Source organism: Salmonirosea aquatica, assembly GCF_009296315.1.
GTDB lineage: Bacteria > Bacteroidota > Bacteroidia > Cytophagales > Spirosomataceae > Salmonirosea > Salmonirosea aquatica.
Genome location: NZ_WHLY01000002.1, coordinates 2,892,849 through 2,917,044, shown reverse-complemented (window position 1 = coordinate 2,917,044; position 24,196 = coordinate 2,892,849). Strand labels below are relative to the sequence as shown.

21 protein-coding genes and 1 pseudogene are annotated in these 24,196 nt (G+C 50.8%); 10 read left to right on the top strand and 12 right to left on the bottom strand.

The window, feature by feature from the left end; genetic code table 11:
- Window positions 1–142: 142 nt before the first annotated feature.
- Window positions 143–436 (bottom strand): hypothetical protein, encoded by a 294-nt coding sequence (locus GBK04_RS13265; RefSeq protein ID WP_152760387.1) that lies wholly within the window; start codon window positions 434–436, stop codon window positions 143–145.
- 254 nt (window positions 437–690) lie between these two features.
- Between GBK04_RS13265 and GBK04_RS13260 the strand changes: the two genes are divergently transcribed.
- Entirely contained in the window at window positions 691–2,181 is a 1,491-nt protein-coding gene (locus tag GBK04_RS13260) for an SLC13 family permease (RefSeq protein ID WP_152760385.1), read from the top strand.
- A gap of 10 nt (window positions 2,182–2,191) precedes the next feature.
- On the opposite strand, the gene GBK04_RS13255 is transcribed toward GBK04_RS13260, so the two are convergent.
- Window positions 2,192–2,575 (bottom strand): HNH endonuclease, encoded by a 384-nt coding sequence (locus tag GBK04_RS13255; protein WP_152760382.1) that lies wholly within the window; start codon window positions 2,573–2,575, stop codon window positions 2,192–2,194.
- The gene (locus tag GBK04_RS13250; RefSeq protein ID WP_152760381.1) at window positions 2,572–2,811 is read right to left on the bottom strand and encodes a hypothetical protein; all 240 of its coding nucleotides are present in this window, start codon (window positions 2,809–2,811) and stop codon (window positions 2,572–2,574) included. The genes GBK04_RS13255 and GBK04_RS13250 overlap by 4 nt, the downstream gene beginning before the upstream one ends.
- 263 nt (window positions 2,812–3,074) lie before the next feature.
- Here GBK04_RS13250 and GBK04_RS13245 point away from each other — a divergent pair, with 263 nt between their 5' ends.
- Together GBK04_RS13245 and typA are read left to right on the top strand one after the other, a co-directional pair.
- Window positions 3,075–3,950, top strand: a complete 876-nt coding sequence (locus GBK04_RS13245; RefSeq protein WP_152760379.1) for a bifunctional transcriptional activator/DNA repair enzyme AdaA — start codon at window positions 3,075–3,077, stop codon at window positions 3,948–3,950.
- Between the two features lie 247 nt (window positions 3,951–4,197).
- Window positions 4,198–6,012: a translational GTPase TypA gene (gene typA / locus GBK04_RS13240; RefSeq protein ID WP_152760377.1), complete on the top strand. Its 1,815-nt coding sequence runs from the start codon at window positions 4,198–4,200 to the stop codon at window positions 6,010–6,012.
- A 59-nt stretch (window positions 6,013–6,071) separates the two neighbouring features.
- Here typA and GBK04_RS13235 read toward each other — a convergent pair whose 3' ends face one another.
- Window positions 6,072–6,512: an NUDIX domain-containing protein gene (locus GBK04_RS13235; protein WP_152760375.1), complete on the bottom strand. Its 441-nt coding sequence runs from the start codon at window positions 6,510–6,512 to the stop codon at window positions 6,072–6,074.
- Window positions 6,513–6,707: 195 nt separating this feature from the next.
- Between GBK04_RS13235 and GBK04_RS13230 the strand changes: the two genes are divergently transcribed.
- Window positions 6,708–7,460, top strand: a complete 753-nt coding sequence (locus GBK04_RS13230) for a ThuA domain-containing protein (RefSeq protein ID WP_152760373.1) — start codon at window positions 6,708–6,710, stop codon at window positions 7,458–7,460.
- On the opposite strand, the gene lpcA is transcribed toward GBK04_RS13230, so the two are convergent.
- Entirely contained in the window at window positions 7,461–8,042 is a 582-nt protein-coding gene (gene lpcA, locus GBK04_RS13225) for a D-sedoheptulose 7-phosphate isomerase (RefSeq protein WP_152760371.1), read from the bottom strand.
- A 130-nt stretch (window positions 8,043–8,172) separates the two neighbouring features.
- On the opposite strand from lpcA, the gene GBK04_RS13220 reads away from it, so the two are divergent.
- Window positions 8,173–8,982, top strand: a complete 810-nt coding sequence (locus tag GBK04_RS13220) for a polysaccharide deacetylase family protein (protein ID WP_373330954.1) — start codon at window positions 8,173–8,175, stop codon at window positions 8,980–8,982.
- On the opposite strand, the gene GBK04_RS13215 is transcribed toward GBK04_RS13220, so the two are convergent.
- On the bottom strand, window positions 8,979–10,094 hold the full coding sequence (locus GBK04_RS13215; protein ID WP_152760367.1) for an acyltransferase family protein: 1,116 nt from the start codon (window positions 10,092–10,094) through the stop codon (window positions 8,979–8,981). The two genes, GBK04_RS13220 and GBK04_RS13215, sit on opposite strands and share 4 nt — an antisense overlap.
- 44 nt (window positions 10,095–10,138) lie before the next feature.
- Between GBK04_RS13215 and GBK04_RS13210 the strand changes: the two genes are divergently transcribed.
- Complete coding sequence (locus GBK04_RS13210) at window positions 10,139–11,389, top strand: hypothetical protein (protein WP_152760365.1); 1,251 nt, start codon at window positions 10,139–10,141, stop codon at window positions 11,387–11,389.
- An 18-nt stretch (window positions 11,390–11,407) separates the two neighbouring features.
- The gene (locus GBK04_RS13205; RefSeq protein WP_152760363.1) at window positions 11,408–13,429 is read left to right on the top strand and encodes a T9SS type A sorting domain-containing protein; all 2,022 of its coding nucleotides are present in this window, start codon (window positions 11,408–11,410) and stop codon (window positions 13,427–13,429) included.
- A gap of 65 nt (window positions 13,430–13,494) precedes the next feature.
- Here the strand turns inward: GBK04_RS13205 and GBK04_RS13200 are convergent, their stop codons facing one another.
- Complete coding sequence (locus tag GBK04_RS13200) at window positions 13,495–14,205, bottom strand: glycosyltransferase family 2 protein (RefSeq protein WP_152760361.1); 711 nt, start codon at window positions 14,203–14,205, stop codon at window positions 13,495–13,497.
- Between the two features lie 102 nt (window positions 14,206–14,307).
- On the bottom strand, window positions 14,308–16,029 hold the full coding sequence (locus tag GBK04_RS13195; RefSeq protein WP_152760359.1) for a hypothetical protein: 1,722 nt from the start codon (window positions 16,027–16,029) through the stop codon (window positions 14,308–14,310).
- Between the two features lie 149 nt (window positions 16,030–16,178).
- On the opposite strand from GBK04_RS13195, the gene upp reads away from it, so the two are divergent.
- Together upp and GBK04_RS13185 are read left to right on the top strand one after the other, a co-directional pair.
- Window positions 16,179–16,823 (top strand): uracil phosphoribosyltransferase, encoded by a 645-nt coding sequence (upp, locus tag GBK04_RS13190; RefSeq protein ID WP_152760357.1) that lies wholly within the window; start codon window positions 16,179–16,181, stop codon window positions 16,821–16,823.
- Window positions 16,824–16,987: 164 nt separating this feature from the next.
- Entirely contained in the window at window positions 16,988–17,485 is a 498-nt protein-coding gene (locus tag GBK04_RS13185; RefSeq protein WP_373330953.1) for a pyridoxamine 5'-phosphate oxidase family protein, read from the top strand.
- 142 nt (window positions 17,486–17,627) lie between these two features.
- Here GBK04_RS13185 and GBK04_RS13180 read toward each other — a convergent pair.
- Window positions 17,628–20,008, bottom strand: a pseudogene (locus tag GBK04_RS13180) (M1 family metallopeptidase).
- A gap of 45 nt (window positions 20,009–20,053) precedes the next feature.
- Window positions 20,054–20,680 (bottom strand): HupE/UreJ family protein, encoded by a 627-nt coding sequence (locus tag GBK04_RS13175; protein WP_152760355.1) that lies wholly within the window; start codon window positions 20,678–20,680, stop codon window positions 20,054–20,056.
- A 221-nt stretch (window positions 20,681–20,901) separates the two neighbouring features.
- Between GBK04_RS13175 and GBK04_RS13170 the strand changes: the two genes are divergently transcribed.
- Window positions 20,902–21,873, top strand: coding sequence for a zinc-dependent alcohol dehydrogenase family protein (locus GBK04_RS13170; RefSeq protein WP_152760353.1), 972 nt, complete (start codon window positions 20,902–20,904; stop codon window positions 21,871–21,873).
- 40 nt (window positions 21,874–21,913) lie between these two features.
- Here GBK04_RS13170 and GBK04_RS13165 read toward each other — a convergent pair whose 3' ends face one another.
- A complete protein-coding gene (locus GBK04_RS13165) occupies window positions 21,914–23,278 on the bottom strand; it encodes a dipeptidase (protein ID WP_152760351.1) in 1,365 nt (454 codons plus the stop codon).
- A 172-nt stretch (window positions 23,279–23,450) separates the two neighbouring features.
- Entirely contained in the window at window positions 23,451–24,101 is a 651-nt protein-coding gene (plsY, locus tag GBK04_RS13160; protein WP_152760348.1) for a glycerol-3-phosphate 1-O-acyltransferase PlsY, read from the bottom strand.
- Window positions 24,102–24,196 lie beyond the last annotated feature (95 nt).

The following is a 24,196-nucleotide window of genomic DNA, read 5'->3' as shown; positions in this document are numbered from 1 at the left end:
TTTTTAGCTAGAATACCAACGAAAAAAAGATTTACTTCATTCGTTTGTATGACAAATAAAGTAAATCTATGGGGAACGATACAGTCGGAGACTGGAACTATTTATTACCACCGGTTGCAAACCGGCGGTAGCTGTAGGGCCTTTATCTCCACAGTTCCCGCCTGACACTTTCTACAAGTACGGTATCTTTTTTGACCCGTAATGAAAAACGCTTGTCAAACGCTGCTCCATTTGTAAAGTACCCAAATCGAAACGTCCTGGTTTGAGTGGCTTCGGTCAATTTGAGCTCATAGCTACCCTCTGAATCGGGCAGCGATTTGAACCGAACGCTTTGCTGATAAGTGTTACCTGCGCTAAGATTCTCTTTCTCTACCAACAGTCGAGAGGTCGGGAAACCAGCGGCCACCACCTGCACTTTGGAAAGTTCTGCGTTCATTTCGTTGTGTATTTCGAATACCATTGACTTTTCTTCCTCGGTTTTGCAACCTGAGATGTTCAGAAATAGGATGGCTAGCACTGTCCTGTATAGATTATTTTTCCTCATGAGGTTGTGGTATCTAAATTTCAAAAATATAAATGACTTATCAGAAAACCTACCGATTCTAGCATTGGCTTTTCCAACCCAGGAAAAGCCAAACGATTAGAAACTTCATCCCGATGGCTTATTGACTACAAATCCTTCTCCTACTGATGACCCTCTCCCAACGAATCGGTTTCTGGGGCGGCCTGCTGGTCGCCTTTCTTGTTGTAATTATGCCCACGCCGGAGGGCATGGCGGTACCTGCTCAGCGGGCGGTGGCGGTCACGCTGCTGATGGCCATCTGGTGGTTGACCGAAGCCATTCCGATTTACGCCACGGCCTTTGTGCCGATGGCTCTGTTCCCACTACTGGGTGTGCTGGAAACCGATGTGGTAGCCGAAAGCTACGGTCACAATTATGTGATCATGCTGCTGTGTGGATTTTTCATCGCGAAGGTAATCGAGTTGCAGCAACTACACCGGCGTATGGCCCTGATCGTCCTCAACTACCTGGGTACCAATCAGCAGCGTATTATATTGAGTTTCATGCTGGTGTCCGCGTTTTTATCCATGTGGATCGCTAACGTCGCCGTGGTCCTGCTCATGCTACCCATTGCGACGGCGGTCATTGCCAAAACCGAAGAAAGCCACGGAGAAACGACGTCAAAGTTCGGGCTGGCCCTTATGCTCGCTACGGCCTACGCGTGTAGCATCGGCGGTACGGGTACGCTGATCGGTACGCCAGTCAACATGGTGTTTGCCGGTATCGTGGGGGAGCTATTTCCTGCGGCTCCCGAAATCAACTTCTTCACCTGGCTCAAAATCGGCCTTCCGATCGTGGTCGTGTTTATTCCGGTGATCTGGCTCTATATCATACGGTACTTCAAAATTCCCGCCAATCTACTGATCGACACCCGTGCCTTTAAATACGAACTGGCCTCCCTGGGCCCCATGACCGACGGGGAGAAGAAAGCCCTGGGCGTATTTCTGTTCACGGCCCTGGGCTGGATATTCCGTAGCGATTTTGATTTCGATTCGTTTCGGGTACCAGGCTGGGGTACCTGGCTGGGTGTCGGCGATTACGTGCACGATGCTACGGTAGCAGTAGTGGGAGCGCTTTCGCTCTTTGTGCTGACTAACAAGAATACTGGAAAACCCCTGCTTACCTGGAAAGAAGCTTCGTCAGTACCCTGGGGTATCGTCATCATTGTCGGGGGCGGCTACGCCATTGCCCGCAGTTTTCAGGCTACCGGCCTGGCTGGCTGGATCGGGCAGCAGATGGATTTTATTGGTTCCTACTCTCCGCTGATGATTTTGCTCATCGTGACTACCTTCATCGTCTTTCTAACGGAGATCAATTCCAACACCGCCACGGCCAATATTTTCCTACCCGTGCTGGCGGCAGTAGCCGTAGCGGCCCGGATCAATCCGCTCTTTCTGATGATCCCGGCCACGTTTGCCTGTTCGTTCGCTTTCATGATGCCCTCGGGTACGGGTACCAACACCGTGATTTTTGCCAGCGGCAAGGTATCCATTCCCGAAATGGCCAAATGCGGATTATGGCTGAACTTCATTTCGGTGGTACTGCTCACCGCGTTGCTATATTTTGTGGTGATTCCGATTCTGGGACTGGAAATGACGCTGCCGACTTGGGTGAAGTGATCAATGTGACTTAACTACGTTCTATAATTCGCTCAATTTCATTCATTTTCAACACTTTTATGGTTGCTTCACCAATGGTCGTTTTTGCATAGAGCCTGCCCGACTCAACACTAAAATGTTCATTCCAGCTATCTAGCCTGGGGTTGAAAAGTCGGATAAAAATTTGTTGGGGCAGTAAAATCGTACCTACATCACTGCTTTTATTGACATTGCACGGAAAGCAGGCTAGTGCCAGGTTATCCAGTAATGTTTGGCCACCATGTTTGCGGCTAACGATATGGTCTATCTGAAAGGGATAAAATGCATCGTCTTGGTGAATTTGACAGTACTCGCAACGAAAGCCGGCTCGCACAGCTACTTCCTGCCTGATCGCATCGGCAATGTACCGACTCATCCGTTCACTTGGGATTTGGCCTTTTTCTTGGCTACCCGCATCAAATGTTCTACCATCAGGTACTGCTCAAGCTCATGCATTTCATCGTCACTCAACAAGCCACTACGCTTTTTCTCAACGAGTAGCTCCAAACGCTGCTGTCCTGCCAGCGATGGCTTGTAAGCCAGAATATCCTCCGGTCTTGGAATGGAAGTAATGAAATCTATAACTTCATCAAAAACTCGATAGGTAACCATAAGTATGACGTCTTTTATTCAAAAATACTAACAATTATTCGTAAAGCAGCTAGTAGAGGGTCCTATTTAGCGATGAAGGCTTAGCTGTTGAATTTCGTGGCAATCCCGATTCTGGGATTGGAAATGACACTGCCGGCTTGGATCTAGTCGCGGTTATTGGCTGAGGCTTTGTAATTTTCACATAAAAAATCCTATTTCAGAAAACCGCAATATTCGGATTGCACCCTCTTTCCTTCCAAGGTACCTTTGAATAAAAAATAACTATGGAAGAGCAAGCTAACGCCGCCCAAGACTACCAGCGCATCGAAAAAGCCATCCGGTTTATCGAAGAAAACTACCGAACCCAACCTGCCCTACGCCAAATCGCCGACCACGTCGGCCTTTCGGAATATTATTTTCAGCGGTTGTTCACGCGTTGGGCGGGTACCAGTCCACAGCGGTTTATGAGATACCTCACCAAAGAATACGCCAAGCAGCAGTTGGCTACTTCATCAAACCTGCTGGATGCTACTTATGAGGCCGGACTATCCAGCCCGAGCCGCTTGCACGACTTGTTTGTGACCTACGAAGCCATGACGCCCGCCGAATTCCGGGCGCTGGGTGCGGGCGTAACCCTGCGTTATGGTATCCACGAGACGCCCTTTGGAACGTGCCTGATCGCGGTGACAGAACGGGGCATTACCGATCTGCGCTTCCTGGATGAAGGTTCAAGTGCTGACTCTTTGCTCGTCCAGTTGCAATCTGAATGGCCACAGGCTTCTTGTGTTAATGATGAAGCAGGTACCTTACCTTACATTGAACAGCTATTTTCCACTGCGACTTCCAGAAACACTCCTCTGCCACTGGTATTACGGGGTACCAATTTTCAGATCAAAGTGTGGGAAGCCCTGTTGCGGATTCCAACGGGACGGCTCGTAAGCTACGACGATGTGGCACGCGCCATCGGGCAACCCACGGCTTCGCGCGCGGTGGGTACGGCCATCGGTAGCAACCGCATTGCGTACCTGATTCCGTGCCATAGGGTACTCCAAAAGTCCGGCGGGCTGGGTGGGTATCGCTGGGGTACCACCCGCAAGCAGGCCATGTTGGCGCGGGAAGCGGGTAGCGTTCCAGCTCTTGGGCAGGTCGAGTTGTTTTGAAATAGTTGGTCAGAGCTCCTAAATAGGTAGACAAACAACTATCCCATTCAACAATTCAATCACATTTTTGCACTTCTTCGATACAGATGAACGTTTTTGCAGTGTTTACGATTAATTAATTGTAAAAAACTGTTATTCAGTTAAAAAGTCCGTACTTTTGCGGCTTATTTTCCGGGGAATAAAGATCGAATGTGCTTTCTTTTTCTCTGTGGGCTGAAAAATTCATCTGTTGACTAAGAAAAAAGAAATGCAATCCATTCGTAACATCGCTATTATTGCGCACGTTGACCACGGCAAAACGACCCTGGTCGACAAAATCATCCACGCCTCCAAGCTTTTTCGCGAGAATCAGGAATTCGATGATCTGATCCTCGACAACAACGATCTCGAGCGCGAGCGCGGGATTACCATCACGTCCAAAAACGTGTCGGTTCGCTACAAAGATGTAAAAATCAACGTAATCGATACACCGGGCCACGCCGACTTTGGCGGTGAGGTAGAGCGCGTACTGAAAATGGCCGACGGCGTACTGCTGCTGGTTGATGCTTTCGAAGGCCCCATGCCACAAACCCGCTTCGTGCTGGGCAAAGCCCTGGAACTGGGCCTGAAGCCCATCGTGGTGGTCAATAAGGTAGACAAGGAAAACTGCCGCCCCGAAGAAGTACAGGAAAGCGTATTCGACCTGATGTTCAATCTCGGAGGTACCGAAGAACAACTCGACTTCGTGACCGTATACGGTTCCTCCAAGCAAGGCTGGATGGGCCCCGACTGGCAGCACCCGACGGGCGACATCACATTCCTGCTCGATACCATTATCGAGCAAATCCCCCCCGCTCCGATGAACGAGGGTACCCCTCAGATGCAAATCACCTCGCTGGACTACAATGCTTTTGTGGGCCGGATCGCCATTGGCCGGGTACTACGGGGTACCTTGAAGGAAGGTGCGCAGGTATCGCTTTGCAAAGCCGACGGCGTGATCAAGAAAGTAAAAATAAAGGAATTGCAAACCTTCGAAGGTCTGGGCCGTCAGAAGGCGAGCGAGGTAGGTGCGGGTGATATTTGTGCGGTAACGGGCATCGACGATTTCGAAATCGGTGATACCATCGCTGACCTCGAGAATCCCGAAGCGCTGCCCCGTATCGCGGTAGATGAACCGACGATGAACATGCTCTTCACGATCAATAATTCTCCGTTCTTCGGGAAAGAAGGCAAGTTCGTGACTTCACGCCACCTCCGCGACCGCCTGATGAAGGAAACTGAGAAAAACCTGGCCCTCCGCGTAGAGCAGGCGGGTAGTGAAGACAAATTCCTGGTCTATGGCCGGGGTATCCTGCACTTATCTGTACTGATCGAAACCATGCGCCGCGAGGGCTACGAGTTGCAGGTAGGTCAGCCGCAGGTACTTTTCAAAGAGGACGAAAACGGACAGCGCCTCGAACCCATTGAAACGATGGTGGTGGATGTACCCGAAACGACGGCGGGCAAAGTCATCGAACTGGCTACCCAACGCAAAGGCGAACTGCTGGTGATGGAGCCCAAAGGCGATTTGCAGCATCTGGAATTCGAGATTCCGTCTCGGGGCTTGATTGGCCTGCGCTCCAATGTACTTACCGCCACCCAGGGTGAAGCCGTACTGACCCACCGTTTCAAGAGCTTTGAGCCCTATCGCGGACCTATCGCCGGGCGGAATAGTGGTTCCATTATTTCCAAAGGTACCGGCATGGCCACCGGCTATACGATTGATAAATTGCAGGATCGCGGTCGTTTCTTCGTGGAGCCGGGTGAGGAAATCTACGGTGGTCAAGTGGTAGGCGAACATAACCGTCCTAACGACATCGTGGTAAACCTTCAGGAGGCCAAGAAGCTGACCAACATGCGTGCCTCTGGCTCGGACGACGGGTTGCGCATCGCTCCCAAGATCAACTTCTCGCTGGAAGAATGTATGGAATATATCCAGAAGGACGAGTACCTGGAAGTAACGCCCCAGAGTATCCGAATGCGGAAGATCTATCTGGAAGAAACCGATCGCAAGCGCAACGCTGCCAAATTAGAAATGGCTTAATAGGCAATTGGTTTTTGACTTTAACGCCGTCAGGGTTTTGAAACCCTGACGGCGTTTTTTTATTCTACGTAGGGCTGATCGATTTTGCCCAGATACACCCCACGCAGCATTCCTTCCAGATACGCCCTGACCGCTTGACCTACGTTTGGATACAGGTGTTTCGTATCAAGCTCATTTATTGAAAGCCATTCGATGCTTACGGCACTGGTATGTTCAGGATTGAGCTGGGGTAAGCCAGCCACCATGTGAACGATGAAAACCGCATGGAGCGCATCCTTACGCTCATCGCCCCCAATCACCTCACCACAGAGTACCAACTGATCCACTTCGGTTTCTATGCCCAGCTCTTCCCGCAGTTCCCGGATGATTACCTCCGAAAGACTCTCGCCGGGATCGGGATTACCGCCGGGTAGGGCGTACACGTCCGCTCCGCCGTAGCGGTATTTCATAGTCAGCACGCAATTGCGTTCAATAATGAGGGCACAGGGTCTTACTCGCATCGACGTTTGATTAAGTAACAGTGGGAACAATAGGGTACCCACCGCATGGGGCAAGTTAACGACCTTTTGTCAGGTTTCTTTTCACTTATAAAAACAAAGTCGTTCTACCGGCTCATGGCCTCAGGCAAAGAGTAGAGTCGAATCTATCTTTCCTTTGACTCATTGAATTTGTCTCTACCTAAAATTTCGATTCTAATGAAAAGAATTTCTCTCCTATTATGTCTGCTGGTTCTGCTCGCCCCCAGTACCCAAGCCGCTCCGGATGGCCCGGGAAAAGGCACGGCACCGGCAGCAGATGCCATTCTGGTTTTTTCAAAGACTGCGGGCTTCCGTCACAAATCCATCGGTGCGGGCAAAGTGGCCCTGATGAAGCTGGGCGCCGAAAACCGTTTTCGGGTGGATACTACCGAAGACGCTTCGGTATTTACGGCCGCTAATCTCAAACAGTACAAGACGGTGGTTTTTCTAAGTACCACCGGCGACATCCTAAACCCGGAACAGCAGACGGCCTTCGAAGAGTACATCCGGGGTGGCGGCGGGTTCCTGGGTATCCATGCAGCGGCTGATACCGAATACGATTGGCCCTGGTACAACAAACTGGTCGGCGCTTATTTCCTGAGCCATCCCAAGCAGCAGAATGTGGATATCATCGTATGGAATCAGGTCGACCCTACTACCAGTTTCCTGCCCAGCCGCTGGCGGCGATTTGACGAGCTTTACAACTACAAGAGCATTCAGCCCGGTATTACGGTGCTGGCCACGCTGGACGAAAATAGCTACGAGGGCGGTAAGAACGGCCCGATGCACCCCTTCATGTGGAAGCACGAGTTTGAAGGAGGCCGCGCCTACTACACGGGCGGCGGGCATACCGACGAGTCCTATGTGGAGCCGCTGTTTGTGAAGCACTTGCTGGAAGCCCTCAAATGGACCATGAAGCGTACCAAGTAGCTACAAGACCATCTTCTCGATCAGCAGCATGAAAATGTGAATGACCTTGATATGAATCTCCTGTATGCGATCCGCGTATCCGAAATGGGGTACGCGGATTTCTACATCCGCCAGACCAGCCAATTTTCCCCCATCCTTGCCCGACAGAATCACCACTTTCATGCCCTTGCTACGGGCGGCTTCCACCGCCCGGATAATATTGGCCGAATTACCACTCGTACTGAGTCCCAGTAGCACGTCGCCGGGCTGCCCCAACCCTTCCACAAAGCGCGAGAATACGTATTCGTACCCAAAATCGTTACTCACGCAGCTCAAATGGCTCGGGTCCGAAATGGCAATAGCCGGTAAGGCGCGGCGGTTGTCCCGGTATCGACCTGTAAGTTCCTCGGCAAAGTGCATGGCGTCGCAATGCGAGCCCCCGTTACCGCAGGAAATAATTTTATGGTTATCGTTAATAGCCCCGGCCATCAGCGTGGCCGCGCGTTCAATGGCTTTGCCGTTCGCGGGATCGCTCAGAAAATCAGCCAGCACGCGCTGGGCTTCGGTCAGTTCCTGCTGGATGAGAGATTGGTAGGTAGGCATTCTAAAAAGCGGGATTGGATTTAAGTAATTGGGCGGATGTGGCGTTCTGTAATAAAGGGGGTACCTGTCCTGCAATTTAATGGAAAGGAAACAACATTTTTCAGTACCTGGGCATCCGGCCATGACAAGTATGAGGGAAATAATCCGTTTTGCACACTTTCTTGTCCTTTTTTTTTTCGTGTTGGGTTGTGATTCCTCTCGTGATTCCACCAGGCGTCAGGGTGGGGTGGCCCTTTCTTTCGATGATCATTTTATTGAAGAATGGTACCAGTTCGCTCCTGTCCTTGCAAGGTACCATGCCAAAGCCACTTTTTTCTTAAGCTGTCCTACCCCGCTTTCCCAAAAAGAAGTAGCCATGCTGCGTACTTTACAGCAGGCCGGCCACGAAGTGGGCTACCACGGTACCATCCACGGCAATGCTACGCTGCTGCTTCGGAATGAGGGAGCAGAGGGGTACCTAAATACCGAAATACGTCCGGGGCTGGAATACCTCCGGGCCGCAGGCTTCAACCCCACCTCCTATGCCCACCCCGGGGGTAACCATACGGCCAGGGCCGACTCCGTTCTGCTGGCTCAGGGCTTCACCATCCTCAGGGATGTAGCCAAAGCCGAGCGGTCGATCTACGGACTACCACTCTACCATATTCCGCCCAAGTACCATCCGTTCGTATATTATTCTGCTGGAAGTGGTCCCGGCGTCGATGCACTTTTGATTGATGCCGAGGCGAACATAAGCCGGAATGAGATCCGGGAGGCTCTGGTGAAGGCTCGGGACACAGGTACTGTCCTGATGCTTTTCGGACACAAGCCCCTGCATTCTGCGCCAAAACCGGATGAATACGGCTTTCAGATATCATTCATGCGCTATTTGGTCGAACAGGCCGATAGCCTGGGGCTGCGGTTCTATACCATGTCCGAATTACCCGCCTTACCCCGCTAGCGCCCGAACCGTTCATCTTTATAGCGCAACAAAGGTCTTTCCAGGTACTCGTACGAGGCTGCCGCCACTCCAATGGAAAGTACCACGACCGAAACATACAATAGCCCGTTGTATGCCCATTGGTTCAGGCTTGTTCTGAAATTTTCAAGGACATTCAGCACACCTACCATGACCACTACGTGATACAGGTACAGTCCGTACGAAATTTTGCCGCTGTAATTCATAAACCAACCTCTGATGTTGATAATGCTCTTGGGATTGGTGGCCAGATTGAGAATAATATAGCCGAAAAGCAGAGAATATATCTCCATAAAACCCGGAAAGTGAATCCCCGACAGGAGCAATAGTGCCGTTGACACATACACTCCGATTTGTAATTCTTTGCGATACAGTACGTCCAGAATAGGGCGAATGTCATTGAAAGCCAGATAAGCGCAAAAGCCGCCCACGGCCATGATCTGAATCCGGAACTGCCCCAGGAAGGTACCGATGATTGTCAGGGGCTCTGCCTGAGCGGGCGACAGCCACAGAATGCTGATAGCCAACAGACCCGACGTGAGCAGCAGGAAAACCACAAGGATAATAATCCAATTACGGGGGTACTTGATGAGCCAGGGCCATAAATAGTAGAACTGTTCCTCAACCCCGATGCTCCATGCCTGAGCGCACCAGTAGGGCAAGTCGTACAGGACAAAGGCGTAGTTGGGTAATACCAGAAGCAGGAAAAACAATCGCGCGCCATAATGCGTGAAAACGTTTTCGTTCGCACCGGGATAGGCGAACAGCGAAAGGTAGGGTAGCACAAAATACGACAGTCCTACGATCAGAAAATAGGTGGGCCAGATTCTGAACACCCGGCGCAGGTAGAAGCGCCGGGTGTCAATGTTGCCATAATGGCCCTTTTCCTGCAACAAGAGGTAGGTGATCAGAAAGCCGCTGAGGACGAAGAACAGTCCGACGCCCAGCCTGCCGATGTGCTTTATCAGGTCGAGGTGATAGATATTGGGGATGCCAAGTGCTTCCTTGGCCTGCTCAATATGGTGGAATAGTACCATAAGTGCCGCAATACTCCGAATACCATTGAGGTTGGGTAATATTTTCTTCGAATGCATGGGCAATTCAAATGGCGAAATCCCAAAATTACCTAATTTCGCACATGGCTGTCAAAAATTCTTTTTTTCAAGACCTACCTTCCCGAAAATTAATCGCTACTGCAGGAGCCGTATTCATTTTCGCTCTTGTCTATATCTACAAAAATCAATTCCATTTCGAGATCTACCAGGACGAGATCCACTATTACGCTACTGCGCTCAGGTTCAGCGAACAACCAATTCCTTCGGTAGAACTCCTCAAAACCTTTAATGAACTGAACACTCCCCTCCCCTTCATTCTGGGTGGCTGGGTGGTCAACCTGCTGGGTGATGATATCAGGTACCTTCGCCTGCTCAATTTTCTGCTGAGTTTCATCATTATCCTTCTTTTTATCTGGTCAAGTCCCAACCACTCCCGTCGCTTCTGGCTTTGCCTGTTCGGGTTACTCGTATTCCCGAATTACTATTTATGTAGCGTCCATTACTACACGGACATCATTCCGATGCTTGCCGTACTTCTGGGTGTAATCATGTACCTTAAAAAACAGCATTGGGTAGCTTGTCTATATTTCATTGCGGCCATTTGTTCGAGGCAGTATGCTTTGGCATTTCCCGCGGCGATCTTCCTGTACGAATGCTACCTTGTTTACAATCAAGCCGAAAATTCGAAAAGCGCTATTCTGAAGGCATTGGGCCATGCTACCTTGTATCCTTACGCCCTGGCTTGCCTTAGTCTACTACCCTGGATGCTTTTGTGGGGCGGGGCGGCCCCTGCCGAGGAAATGCGCCGCCAACAATATAATACCGCCGTACTCTACAACGGGGGTTTCGTACTGTATGCCTCGGCGATTTTGGCTTTTTACTACCTCCTGCTCGAAACGGCATTCACCCGGAGCTGGAATTATTATACAGACTACCCTCGGAGGTACCCCAAACTGTTCATCGGGCTGGTGTTGCTCGTGCTGATGTTGGTCTTTTTCTTTCCTGCCCGGCAAACCCACAACAGCTATTTCGACTGGCCCTACCTGGGATATTTCGACCGTCTTTTGGAAATAATGGGCATTACCGGTATTTTTAAGCAACTGGTATTTGGCTCCCTGATGTTGGCTACCCTGATGCGCTTCCTGTCACCGGCCATGAGCCTGACTGGATTCGTGGTGGTGGTTAATTTGCTATTATTGGGCAAAGCGCAATTGTCATGGGACAAGTACATCATGCCCACCATTATGGTACTGTGGTTCCTGGCTCTGTTTGATCAGTACTGGAGTTTGGGTACCTATCGGTTGCATGACCAAAAAACAGATTCACCCGCCTAACCTACGTATCGGCATTTCATGGGAAAGAACTTTTACAAAATCGGGATGGCGGTACTACTGGCCTGTACTGCCCTCGAGGGCAACGCCCAGCGCTTCTTCAGTGTAGTATTCGACCAACTCCCCCGGAATTTCCAGCTTTACGCCCGCAATGAGTCCAATGAGGCAGCCATACCCATTTCGGGGGGTATCGAGCTCGCCGGATGGAGCCACATGTCGGTGGTGACCTTCCGGAACGGTCAGCGTATCTCGTACCAGCGATCAGGCATTCAGTATGCTACCGGCAGTGCAAAGGGTACCTTTTCAATGGCACCCCAGATCAAGGCTGAACTCGCGGAATATTCATTCGAGGTATACGCTAACAAAAATGCCACAGATTCGGTCCTGATCGTGCGCCGTGACGATGTCGTGGCCGGCGACTTTTACGTCATCAATGGTCAGTCCAACGCGCTGGCCGTGGGCGGATCGAACTTTTCGAGCGAATATTGCCGTACCATTGGCCGCATTCCCGACAACAGTCCTGCCTACTCTCCCGCCGATACTCTCTGGATCAGGTCGGGTTATTCTTTCCCTAATGTAGGTATCTGGGGCATCGAGCTTCAGAAGATGATTATGGAAAAATACGGCATTCCTACCTGTGTGCTCAACGGCTCGATTCCCGGCACCCGAATCAGTGAGCACCTGCTCAGTCAGCCCAATACCCCGGCTACAATCTACGACTTACTCCGGCAGCGCATTACCCTCTCGGGTGCTCAGCGTATTCGTGCCTTTTTCTGGTTACAGGGTGAAGACGATGCGCTTTCAGGTCCCGATGGCTTCGATGGCTACGATCAGAAATTCGACCAGCTTCACCGCATGTGGCAGAGGGATTACCCGATGGTTGAAAACTTCGTGGTAATGCAGATCAATATTCTGTTCAATCGGTACTACAAAGCGGGTGCTCTGCGCGACTTTCAGCGACGTACCGGGGAGCTTTATCCCAAAACCCTGAATTTTGCTACCGTCGGCCTACCCTATTACGATGGGGTACACTACGAGCGGGAGGGGTACCTGGCCCTGGCCAAGCAGCTGTTCGGTTTTATTTCTCCGCTCTTCTATGGTACCCCCGAAGATCCCAACCGGAAATCGCCCACTATTCGAAAAGTGTTCTACACTTCGCCCGATAAGAAAGCCATCACCTTAGTGTTTGATGAAGGTCAGAAAATGATGTGGCCTCAGGATACGCTGGTAGCCGATCGCAACGGAGTGATGAAAAAGCTGGGGGGAAGTTCGTGGTTTTTCCTGGATGGCAATGAGGCCCAGGCAGCTCCCATTGCTTCCTACGAAGTTCAGGATAACCGGATTGAGCTTAAACTAACGTCCGCCGTAACCGCCCGTACCCTCAACTATCTACCCGCTTATACCAATGTGGATGTATTCCCCATCTTTCCCGGCCCGTTTCTGAAGAATAAAAACGGCTTGACGGCTTTCTCTTTCCACGAGGCAGCCATTGCCGATCCCCTGGCCATTGCCGGCTTTAAAAGTGAACCCCAGGCCACGGGTGGTGGAACGACTGTCGGACTAAGTTGGCAGCCCGTGGCAGCCGACGGAATAAAATATCAATTGGAAAGGAAAAAGACGGGCGAAGGGAATTTCAGCAAGGTAGCTCAGTACGATGAAAAGTCGGTGTCTTTCGTGGATAAAGGTGTTGAACCCAATACCTCCTATACCTACCGGGTCAAAGCGGTAGGTACTACTTCGGAATCGCCCTTCGTGGAATTGGAAGTCAGAACAGAAACTATACTGACTCTGTTTCCGCCGCAAGTCCTGTCGTGGACTGCTTTTCCCAACCCTACCCGAAACTTCGTGGTCGTCCGTTTCGAAGCGCCCGTATCGGGCCGTCTCTCCCTGTTCGACCTGAACGGAATTCTCCGGCTCAGCAGCGATCTAACACAGACTGTTGAAACCACACTTTCTCTAGCCAGTCTAGCTCCGGGAAAGTATATCCTGGTATTCCACAATGGGCAGGGGGAGCGTAGTTCGGCTCAACTCGTGGTTGAGTAGGGATTTAACCCAAGCCCACCATGTACCTGGCCGAAATCACTTGGCACGATTGGCCGCCATCGGTGCTATCGGAAGAGATTGTATTTCAGGATGCAGTAAATGGCTCTGAATCCGTCGCGCCAGTTGATTTTCTTTCCTTCGTCGTAGGTCCTGCCATAGTAGGAAATGCCCACTTCGTAGATTCTGATTTTGGGAATCTGTGCAATCTTTGCCGTCACTTCGGGCTCGAAACCAAACCGTTTTTCTTCCAGCCTGACGTTTTTTATGATTTCTGCCCGGAATAATTTGTAACAGGTTTCCATGTCGGTGAGGTTCAGGTTGGTGAGCATATTGCTCAGGAATGTCAGGAAATTGTTACCGATTGTATGCCAAAAAAACAATATTCTGTGCGGATTTCCGCCCATGAACCTTGACCCGTATACCACATCCGCGTAGCCTTCGAAAATGGGCCTCAACAGTAAATTATATTCTTGCGGATCATATTCCAGATCGGCATCCTGCACAATAATCAGATCACCGCTCGCTTCCCGGATGCCCGTGTGCAGAGCCGCCCCCTTACCCTTGTTCACCTCATGCCTGAAATATTTGACATCAAGCGCGGGATACTGCCGGAAAAAGTCCATAACGATACTACCCGTAGAATCGGTGGAACAGTCATCGACAAGAATGATTTCTTTTTCAATGGGATAAACGAAAGATATCTCATTTAATCTTTCCAGTACGCTGCGAATGGTAGCTTGCTCGTTGAAAGCAGGTATGAGTACAGAGAGTTTCATGGGGCGGGAAATTTAAGCTGTGTTTGATTGTGTAACCGAAATCTAGGTATGGCTGAAGTCGACAAGCGGCTTTGAGAGGTGTACGCCACAAGGAAGGAAAAATCAAAAAGTCTGCTGTCGGTAGGGCATATTATACCGAAGCGCAATGGAGGACAGGCGGGTTTTCTGCTGTATTTTATAACGCGGCGTTTCTTCGCGGCGGCTCAGCAAACGGCCCTCTATGAACAGATTGTGGAATAGCATGTAGGAAACGCGCAGATCGGCAAATCGGGTGTATAGGGGTACCCCCTGAGCGATGCGGTTTCCGAAGTCACTCACGCGGGTTTCATAATCCAGCAACAGGTTTCCGCCCCAGTTGTTGCCATCATAATCTACCCCCTGTTTAGTCCACATCAGGGTACCATAAGCCGTCAGGCGAGGGGTGATTTTATAACGGAGAATCCCCAGAAACTCCCGAAAATTGGCCCCCAGCGGGTGAGCAAGCGGCTGCCGAAAGTGGGTGTAGTCCCGCCCGCCGTCACGGTGCGTATAGGTGTAGGGACGGGCCACATTGTACTCCCCCTGAAGATCGAGATTGGCTATTCCAAAGGCATCCACGTACTTAAATCCTAACTGCGCGCCGTATTTCTTGGTCCATGACCCCCGGTTGCTGAAGTAGTACTTGGTCAGAAACTCATCCATCATAAACTGCCCGTAAATGGATGCGCGCCGGGCTACTAGCCAACGGAAATCCACTCCCAGAAATGCATTGTCCTCACTACCCAGATAAGACTCCACAAAACGGTAGAAAATGATCGGATTCAGGTAATTGAGGTCGTACCCGCCGCCGGTACTGTCGCGACTGAACACCTCCGCTTCAAATATCCCGATGTTGAAACGGTCGGAAAGATTGACACTGAGGTGATGCATGGCCGTGTATTTCTTAGCCCTCAACAGATCCCTTCCCCTGAAATTCTGGTGGTTGATCATGCTCGACCATAGGTTGGTATACAGGAACTTACCCAAGTGTGTGTCGATGCGTAGGAAGAGATAGGGGCTGCTGTTGTCCGAAAGAATCATGGAACGGTAACCACTACCCACAAAATTGCGGTCGTGGCCAAACTGCACATTAATACTTTTCAGCGGGCGGAACGTGATGTAGCCCCGGGCCGAAAGAAAATCCAATCCTTTGCCGCCGAGGGGTTTGGCCAATCCCTCACCCGGTGTGCCATATCGGCCGATGTAATTGCGGACGTATTTAGGGAAAATGCCCTGATTGTCGGAGACATAGGTATAAAATCCCAGCTTCTGATTAATCATACCACGTATTTCCACGCCGCGTCCCGTGAACCACAGTGCCTGGTCGGTGTTGTTTTCCTTGCCTACATAGTTGTTGGTTGTAAAATTCACGTGCAGATCCACGTCATCCGTTTGCAGGCTATACAGATCGGCGGGATAGTTGAAAAAAGTCCGGCGTTTGGGGCGGGGAGGCTTCGTGATAGACCCCACCCTGGATAGGCTGAGCGCGGCACTGTCCAGAGCCAAAGTAGACGATGTGACCCACTCCCGGCTGTCCTGGCGTAAGTATTCGATCGTAGTGCGGTCCACGTAGGTAAGGCCCACACTACCTTCTTGGGCAATACTGTCGGTCAGGGCTACTACCGCTCGACGTTCGAAGGGTTTCATATTGGTGTGGAACCCTTCGGTAAATTTGCCCCTTTTTATTTCAAGCCGATCGATGAGGTGGTAGTAATCGTCATTGAGGGGAATGAAGGTACTCTGGCCTAAGGAGTTGGAAATCGCTAGGATTATGAGGAAACCACAAATCATTCCAATACGGGTCATTCGAGTCATATAGACGGTCATTTTATGACTTTTTACTACTGAAATAGCCCGCATAGAGATTGACGGTGGTGATCAATTCGGTTTAAAAGTGCCAAATTAGCCAAACCATTCGTATAATCGTAACTGTTTTTTCCAAAACCTCCCGTACCATGTTCATTCTCTCCCACACCCCTTCCATCGCCGATCGCTTTCTGACTGAACTCCGCGACACTTCGCTACAAACTGACCGGATGCGTTTCCGACGAAACATTGAGCGTGTAGGCGAGGTTTTGGCCTACGAAATATCCAAGACATTGACCTACAGGCATGAAACAATTCATACCCCGTTAGGCCCCGCCCGGGGTACCTTACTCGATCAGCCCCTTGTGCTGGCTACTATCCTGAGGGCCAGTTTGCCTTTCCATCAGGGATTTCTCCACCTTTTCGACCAGGCCGAAAATGCTTTTGTCGGCGCCTACCGCGGGCCACATGCACAGGACGACACTTTTCAGGTGGAGATGGACTACATTGCCAGCCCCAGCCTACAGGATAAGACGCTTATCCTGATGGACCCCATGCTGGCGACCGGACGGTCATTGGAAAAAGTGTACCAGGCACTGTTACAGTTTGGTACTCCGGCCCAAGTCCACGTGGCCGCGGTGATCGCCAGTCCCGAAGGTGTTGCCCACATCCAAGACCGGATGCCTGAATGCCGGCTGTGGCTGGGCACGGTGGACAGCCACCTCAATGAGCATTTCTACATTGTGCCCGGCCTGGGCGATGCAGGTGACCTGGCATTTGGGCCTAAAGAGTAATGCATTCAGGCCCGATTAGGTTTGGATGGGTACATTTTTCAACACTGCGAGCAGGTTTTATTTTACGTATAGGCAATGTCCTACCTATGGACAATTTTACTTTCTGGCATCATTTTGTTAGGTGAAAGGGGACATAAACACTTTTTCCTTAAACTTTTAACGACATGAAAACCGAAGAAATGGCCCACGAACTGACTAAGGTCCAGGAGATAATTGATTCCATTGAGGTAGGTATGCTGACCACTATGCAAGATGACGGTGATCACCGCAGCCGCCCGATGCAAACCCAGAAACTCGATGCCGACGGCTGTCTTTGGTTCCTGACCAGCCGCAGTTCGCACAAGACGGAAGAGTTGCAGAAGCATCCTAATGTGAACGTAGCATACGCCGATACCGACGCCCAGTCCTATGTATCGGTAGTAGGTACGGCATCCCTTGTGGACGACCCCGCCGTGAAAGAAGAATTGTGGAGCCCGATTGCTAAAGCCTGGTTTCCCAAGGGCCTGGAAGATCCCGATCTGACCGTGTTAAAAGTAAAAATCAGGGAAGCCGAATACTGGGACAGCAGTTCTTCAAAAATGGTGCAAGCCTACCATATTGCCAAAGCCCTCGTTACAGGTACCCAGGACGACGAAGGCGATCATGGCAAAGTGACTCTGTAAGTCGGCTATATAACCCAATAGGACATGCCCGTTATATTTCCACAAAAAGCCCTGTATCTATCATACAGGGCTTTTTTATACAGCAAATCCAAAGGTTCCTTTGACCCCCTAAGGACGTAGAAAGCTCATACTCCTTTTAGCGTCACCTATTCCCACTGCCACTACCTAGCTTCGCGGCGCCGGTCTGCTTTTGCTCAGCCTGCATGGGGTTCAGAGGACGTTGGTACTGCTGCTGCTTGTATATCTGGAAGCGGGTAGGCTTGGGCACCGGAGGAAAGGAATTGTCCTCCGTATCAATGTCCGCAATTTCCTGGTAGGGGTCCAGCGTCCACTGTTTTACCTTCTTTTTGGTAGATATGACCTTCTGAATGCTCTGATCGTTGAAGCGCCAGATTTCAGCCGGGAAGCGGGCTATCGAGTCTGTGCCATCTTCAAACTCCATACGCACGATCACGGGCATTACCAGTCCGCCTTTGTTTTTCACACTTAGGGTATAGAAATTCGTATTCGACTGCACCAGATCACGCTCTTCGGGCGACAGGCTCGCCAGGTAATCGTCGTACTTCTTGCGATCCTGGGGTGTGACTTTGAATTGGTCGTAGCGGTTGTAGAAATCGGCCATTGATGAATCCTGCGCCACGACGGTCTGATCCTTGGTCAGCGCGTCGCGTTGCTTACTGATCGTATTGGCCTTCCGGGCGGCTTCTTCGCGCGCCAGTGCTTTCTCGATTTCGGGATTCTGCGTATCCACGCTAAACCAATCCACGCTCACTAGCGCCTGATCCACGGGTTCTACCCCATAAAACCAACCTTTCCAGAACCAGTCGAGGTCTACGCCCGAAGCATCTTCCATCGTACGGAAGAAGTCGGCGGGCGTAGGGCTTTTGAATTTCCAGCGGTTGGCGTACTCTTTGAACGCATAGTCGAACAGCTCACGGCCCATGATGGTTTCGCGCAGGATGTTCAGCCCGGCGGCGGGCTTGGCGTAGGCATTGGGTCCCAGGCCAATCACGTTATCCGACGACGTCATGATGGGTGAAAGTACGTCTTTGCTCGATGCCATGTAGTCGGTAATGCTCTGCGCTTCGCCCCGGCGGGTAGGGTAGTTGTAGTCCCACTCTTTCTCGGCCAGGTACTGGCAGAAGGTATTGAGTCCTTCATCCATCCACGTCCACTGTCGCTCGTCGGAGTTCACGATCATGGGGAAGAAGTTGTGACCTACCTCGTGGATAATGACGCCGATCATGCCGTATTTGGTACCCTCGCTGTAGGTACCGTCCGGTTCGGGCCGGCCGCCGTTGAAGGAAATCATGGGGTACTCCATGCCACCGCCTGCGGTAGCATGGCACGAAATGGCCACCGGGTAGGGGTACTCGAACGTTCGGTTGCCGTACGATCGCAGAGTATGTTCCACCGCGCGGGTCGAATACTGCTCCCATAAAGGATTGCCCTCTTTGGGATAGAACGACATGGACCAAATCTTACGGCCATTGCCGTACACATCGGTTTTCATGGCATCCCAGATAAACTTGCGGCTGCTGGCAAAGGCAAAGTCACGTACATTGTCGGCCTTGTATATCCAAGTTTTCTTGCCCGTAGGCTTGGTTTTCTCGTTTTCTATGGCCTCCGCCTGCGTCACGATAATGACAGGCGTAGTAGCGTTCTCAGCATCTTTCAAGCGTTTCTTCTGATCACTGGTCAGTACCTGATTGTAGTTCTGGCATTCTCCTGAGGCGCCCAGGATGTGGTCGTCGGGTACGGTGATGGCCACCTTGTAGTTTCCAAAAATGAGCGAGAATTCACCCTGACCCAGAAACTGCTTGTGATTCCAGCCGTAAACATCATCATAGGGGCCAGGCGTGGAAACCAGTGCGCGATGAAGTAATTATAGTTACCGTCTTTTTCGTAGAATTCGTAGCCACTACGTCCATAGTACTCGGTGATGTAGTAGTTCCAGTCTATGCTGAACACAAAGTTTGTGTTGGGCTTCATCGCGGTAGGTAGGTCGATACGCATCATGGTACCATTGATTACATGGTGCAGCGCTTTACCCGCCTTATCCTTTACGGCAGTGATGTTGTAGCCATACTGTTTTTTCGGATCGAGGCTCGACCCGCGTCCGGCGTTCATCGCCTGTAGCTGCCGGGTACTCATCCCCTTTTCGCTGATGGTACCTGTCCGGGTCAGTCCGCCCACAGCATCCTTCTCGAATAGGTTCTGGTCCAATTGCATCCAGATGTAGGTCAGGTCATCAGGCGAATTGTTGAAAAACGTAATCACCTCTGAGCCGATAATGCGCTGATTTTCGTCGTCGAGCTCCGCCTTGATGTCGTAGTCAGCGCGCTGTTGCCAGTACTCCTTGCCGGGCGCTCCCGAGGCAGTCCGGTAGGTGTTGGGGGTAGGTAGGGCGGTGCCCATTTGCTCAAAGGTCGTATTGGCCTTGTAGTTGTTGGGGTTTGCGTTTTGTGCCCGCACGCCCCACGCCGCCAGAAAAGCGACCGCCAGGAAGAGTAATTGTTTCATGAAGTTTACTGAATTTAGATTGGGTTAAGTTTCAATTTGAAAAAGTTATTGTTGGAATCCTCCCGAGATTATTTCCTTGAAAAGCGCATTATTGATGATCAATGACAAGGCCATGCCCGCAATGATTCCTGAAAGTATAAAATTCCACGTGCGCTTGGGTACCCGGGCCAAGTCTATTACACAAAACGCCAGTATTAGCGCAATCAGCACAATCAATAGCTGTCCTAGTTCAAGCCCTACATTGAAGGCCAGCAACGGCTGAAAAATGCCCGATTCATCGCCCAGCAGACTTCGCAGGTAGCTCGAAAATCCCAGGCCGTGGATCAGTCCAAAACCCAGCGCCAGGGGGTAGCGCAGGGGGGAGCTTTTTTCCTGGGTGACCAGCGTCGTTTTCGGGATGCGGTGAAACATATTGACAATAGCCGTGATTAATATGGTTATGGGAATCAAAAACTCGATGACATCCGGCCGGAACGATATGATTTGCAACGTGGCCAGAGCCAGCGTCAGGGAATGGCCCAGCGTGAAGGCCGTCACCAGAATCAGTACCTTTTTCCAGTCGCGCAAGGTATAGATGGCGCAGAGGGCCACGACAAACAAAATATGGTCATATCCGTTGGGGTCAGCAATGTGTTCAAATCCTAATTGGAGGTAAGCCTGGAACTCAGTCATGTAAAGGGGTCAATTGTTGCCAACGGCCTTTGGCTGTCAGCCATTTTCTCTATTATATTTTCAAGCGTGCTACCTTGCAGCGCTTTTTCATTCTTCAAACTTTAAAGGTAGAAAAGACTTTCCAAAGTCCCTACCTTACCAACTATTGGCAAAGCAATTGCAACCCAAGGTCTAATTTTTTCGGGAAAAAGTTAAATTTATCATGTACCTATTGACATCCTATGAAAACCATCCAGTTCGAAAAGATCGGCAAACCGGCCGAAATATTGCAATCTGTCCAAAAACCTACCCCTCAACCGGTAGCCGATGAGGTTTTGATCAAAATCATCGCCAGTCCTATCAACCCCTCCGATCTTTCCTTTGTGCAGGGGCGGTACGGTATCCGGCCGCAGCTCCCCTCAGGGGCGGGATTTGAGGGAGTAGGCGTAGTGGAAGCTGTGGGTGAAGGGGTACGGCTACCCGTGGGAAGTCGGGTGAGTTTTACGGGGGTAGGTAGCTGGGGGGAATACCTGGTCGTGAATCAGAAAGCCACTATCCCACTCCCTGAATCTATTCCGAACGAAATAGCGGCCCAACTCTTTGTGAACCCCTTTACAGCCTGGGCCATGGTGGAGGAGTCGGGCGTACAAGCCGGGGAATGGCTTATGATTACCGCCTGCGGCTCAGCCTACGGGAAGCTGGTAACTCAGCTATGTCACAAAAAAGGGATCAAGACCATAGGTACCGTGCGCCACGACGACCTGAATGACGATTTGAAAAAACTGGGACTGAACCAAGTCGTCAATACCGAAACGGAAAACCTACCCGCGCGCGTCCGCGAAATTACGGGTGGTCAGGGCGTGAAGTGCGTGCTGGACTCCGTAGGCGGCGCCACCACCGAAGCGGCTATGAAGTGCGTGGCGCAGGGCGGTAAAATACTGGTTTTTGGATTGCTGAGTCAGCAGAATCCACGCCTCGATGTAGGCCTGATGATTTTCAAAGAAATCACCATCAAAGGTTTTTGGCTACCACAATGGATGAGTGAGGCCGATTCCCAAACCCGCGCACAGGTCGCCCAGCAGGTAATCGGCTGGCTGGCGAGCGGCGAAGTAGAGCTTCCTGTGGAAGCTACCTACGGTCTGGACGAAATAGCCAGGGCCGTCGAACATGCTGACGCACCGGGCAGGTGGGGAAAAATTTTGGTAAAACCCTGACACCTAACTCAAAACCGAGAATGCATAATGAACTATACCCTCACTCCTTTTTCAATTCCGCATAATGCTTGAAAAATAGAGGAATCGTCTCGATACCCTTGAAATAGTTAAAAAGGCCGTAGCTTTCGTTGGGTGAGTGCAGGGCGTCGATATCCAGGCCGAAACCCATCAGGATGCTCTTTCGCCCCAATTCCTGCTCGAATAAGGCTACAATAGGAATGCTACCGCCACCGCGCGTAGGAATGGGCTTCTTACCGAACGACTCTTCCATCGCCAGCGAGGCTGCTTCGTACTCGACCGAGTCAGTGGGATTGACATAGGGTAAACCACCATGATGGGGCTTCACGCTCACTTTCACCGAGGGTGGAGCAATGGAAAGGAAGTGCTTTGTGAATTTCTCTTCAATTTCTTTGTCGGTTTGGTTAGGTACCAGCCGCATGGATATTTTGGCGTGAGCTTTGGAGGGTAGCACGGTTTTGGCCCCTTCGCCCATGTACCCGCCCCAAATACCATTTACATCCAGGGTAGGTCGGATGGAGGTACGCTCAATGGTTGTGTACCCCGCTTCGCCTGCCACATCCTCAATGAGCAGGTCACGCTTGTACTCTTGCAAATCAAAGGGTGCTTCATTCATGGCTTGGCGCTCAGCCTCGGTAAGTTCTTCTACCTTGTCGTAAAAGCCGGGAATAGTGATATGGCCGTTTTCATCATGGAGTGATGCAATCATCTCACACAGTACATTGATTGGATTGGCCACAGCTCCACCGTACACGCCCGAATGCAAGTCACGGTTGGCGCCGACTACTTCCACTTCTAAGTAAGTAAGGCCGCGCAAACCTACCTCGATGGAGGGTACATCGTTGGCGATGATGCTGGTGTCCGAAATTAGGATAGTGTCGCAGGCCAGCATGTCACGATGCGTTTTCACGAACTCACCCAGATGATCGGAACCTACCTCCTCCTCTCCCTCGATCATGATCTTTACATTGCAGGTGAGCGTCCGGGTAGCCAACATGAGTTCCAGTGCCTTGATGTGCATAAAGAACTGTCCTTTGTCATCACAGGCCCCGCGCGCGTAGATGCGGTCGTTTTTAATGACTGGTTCGAAAGGTGGTGAATCCCACAATTCATACGGATCGGCGGGTTGCACATCATAGTGCCCGTAAATCAGCACTGTGGGCGCGGCGGGATTGATGATCTTTTCACCGTACACGATAGGATGACCCGGAGTCTCGAAAATTTTGACCCAATCGGCTCCGGCATCCTCAATGCTCTGACGGACAAATTCGGCCGCCCGGCGTACGTCGTCCTTGAATTTGGAGTCAGCGCTCACCGAAGGGATGCGAAGCAGTTCGAAGAGCTCACCCAGGAACCGTTCTTTATTACTTTCCAGATAAGTTTGCATATTGTTTGGATTGAGATTTGATGCATGAGACGGGCCCGGTAAAGGTACCCCTCACAACAAAACTAACCATTAACGGGAGGTGTCCCAAATCTGGCGACCTGTGAATAAAAAAGAGTCTCCCGAACCAGCATTCGGGAGACTCCTGCAAAATATCATATCGGTCAGATAGCATTCAGACTTGTCGCTTGGACTCGCCGAATAGGTCTACCCGGTTTTCATTACCTTTCAACAACCGCACTATGTTCTTCTGATGGGTGATGACTACCAAAATAAACATGACAAAACCGAAGGCTACCAATAGGGGATCGGGCTGTCCGAAAACACCCAGCAGCGAAAACACCGGAAAAGCCAAAGTAGCCAGTATGGAGCTAAGGGACACGAACTGCGAAGCCAGGAGAGTGAGAATGAAAATGGTGATGCACACCAGAGCCAGTTCGCCATGTACCGCCAGTACCATGCCCAGCAGGGTAGCCACTCCTTTGCCGCCTTTGAATCTGACAAATACGGGAAAAATATGACCCACAATCGCAATCAGTCCAAATACGATTTTATAGGTAAGCAGTTGATCTTCTCCTATCTCGTTAAAATAGTACAAAAGCAAGGCCAGGCAGGTGGCCGTCCATCCCTTCAGGACATCGATCAACATGACAATCGTTCCTGCCCTTTTTCCTAAAATCCGAAACGTATTGGTAGCACCGGCATTACCGCTACCATGCTGCCGTACATCCACCCCAAAGTAGCCGATGCCGTACCAAACTGATGTGGGAATAGAACCTAACAAATAAGCTCCAGTGAAAGTAATGAGAAATAAGCCGAAAGTCATTTTGTATTATTTCAAGAAGTAAACCCAGGTTGCGCACAAAAATACAATTCAAAATCAATTAACCAAGACAAATCGGTCACTTAAATGTTTTTTGT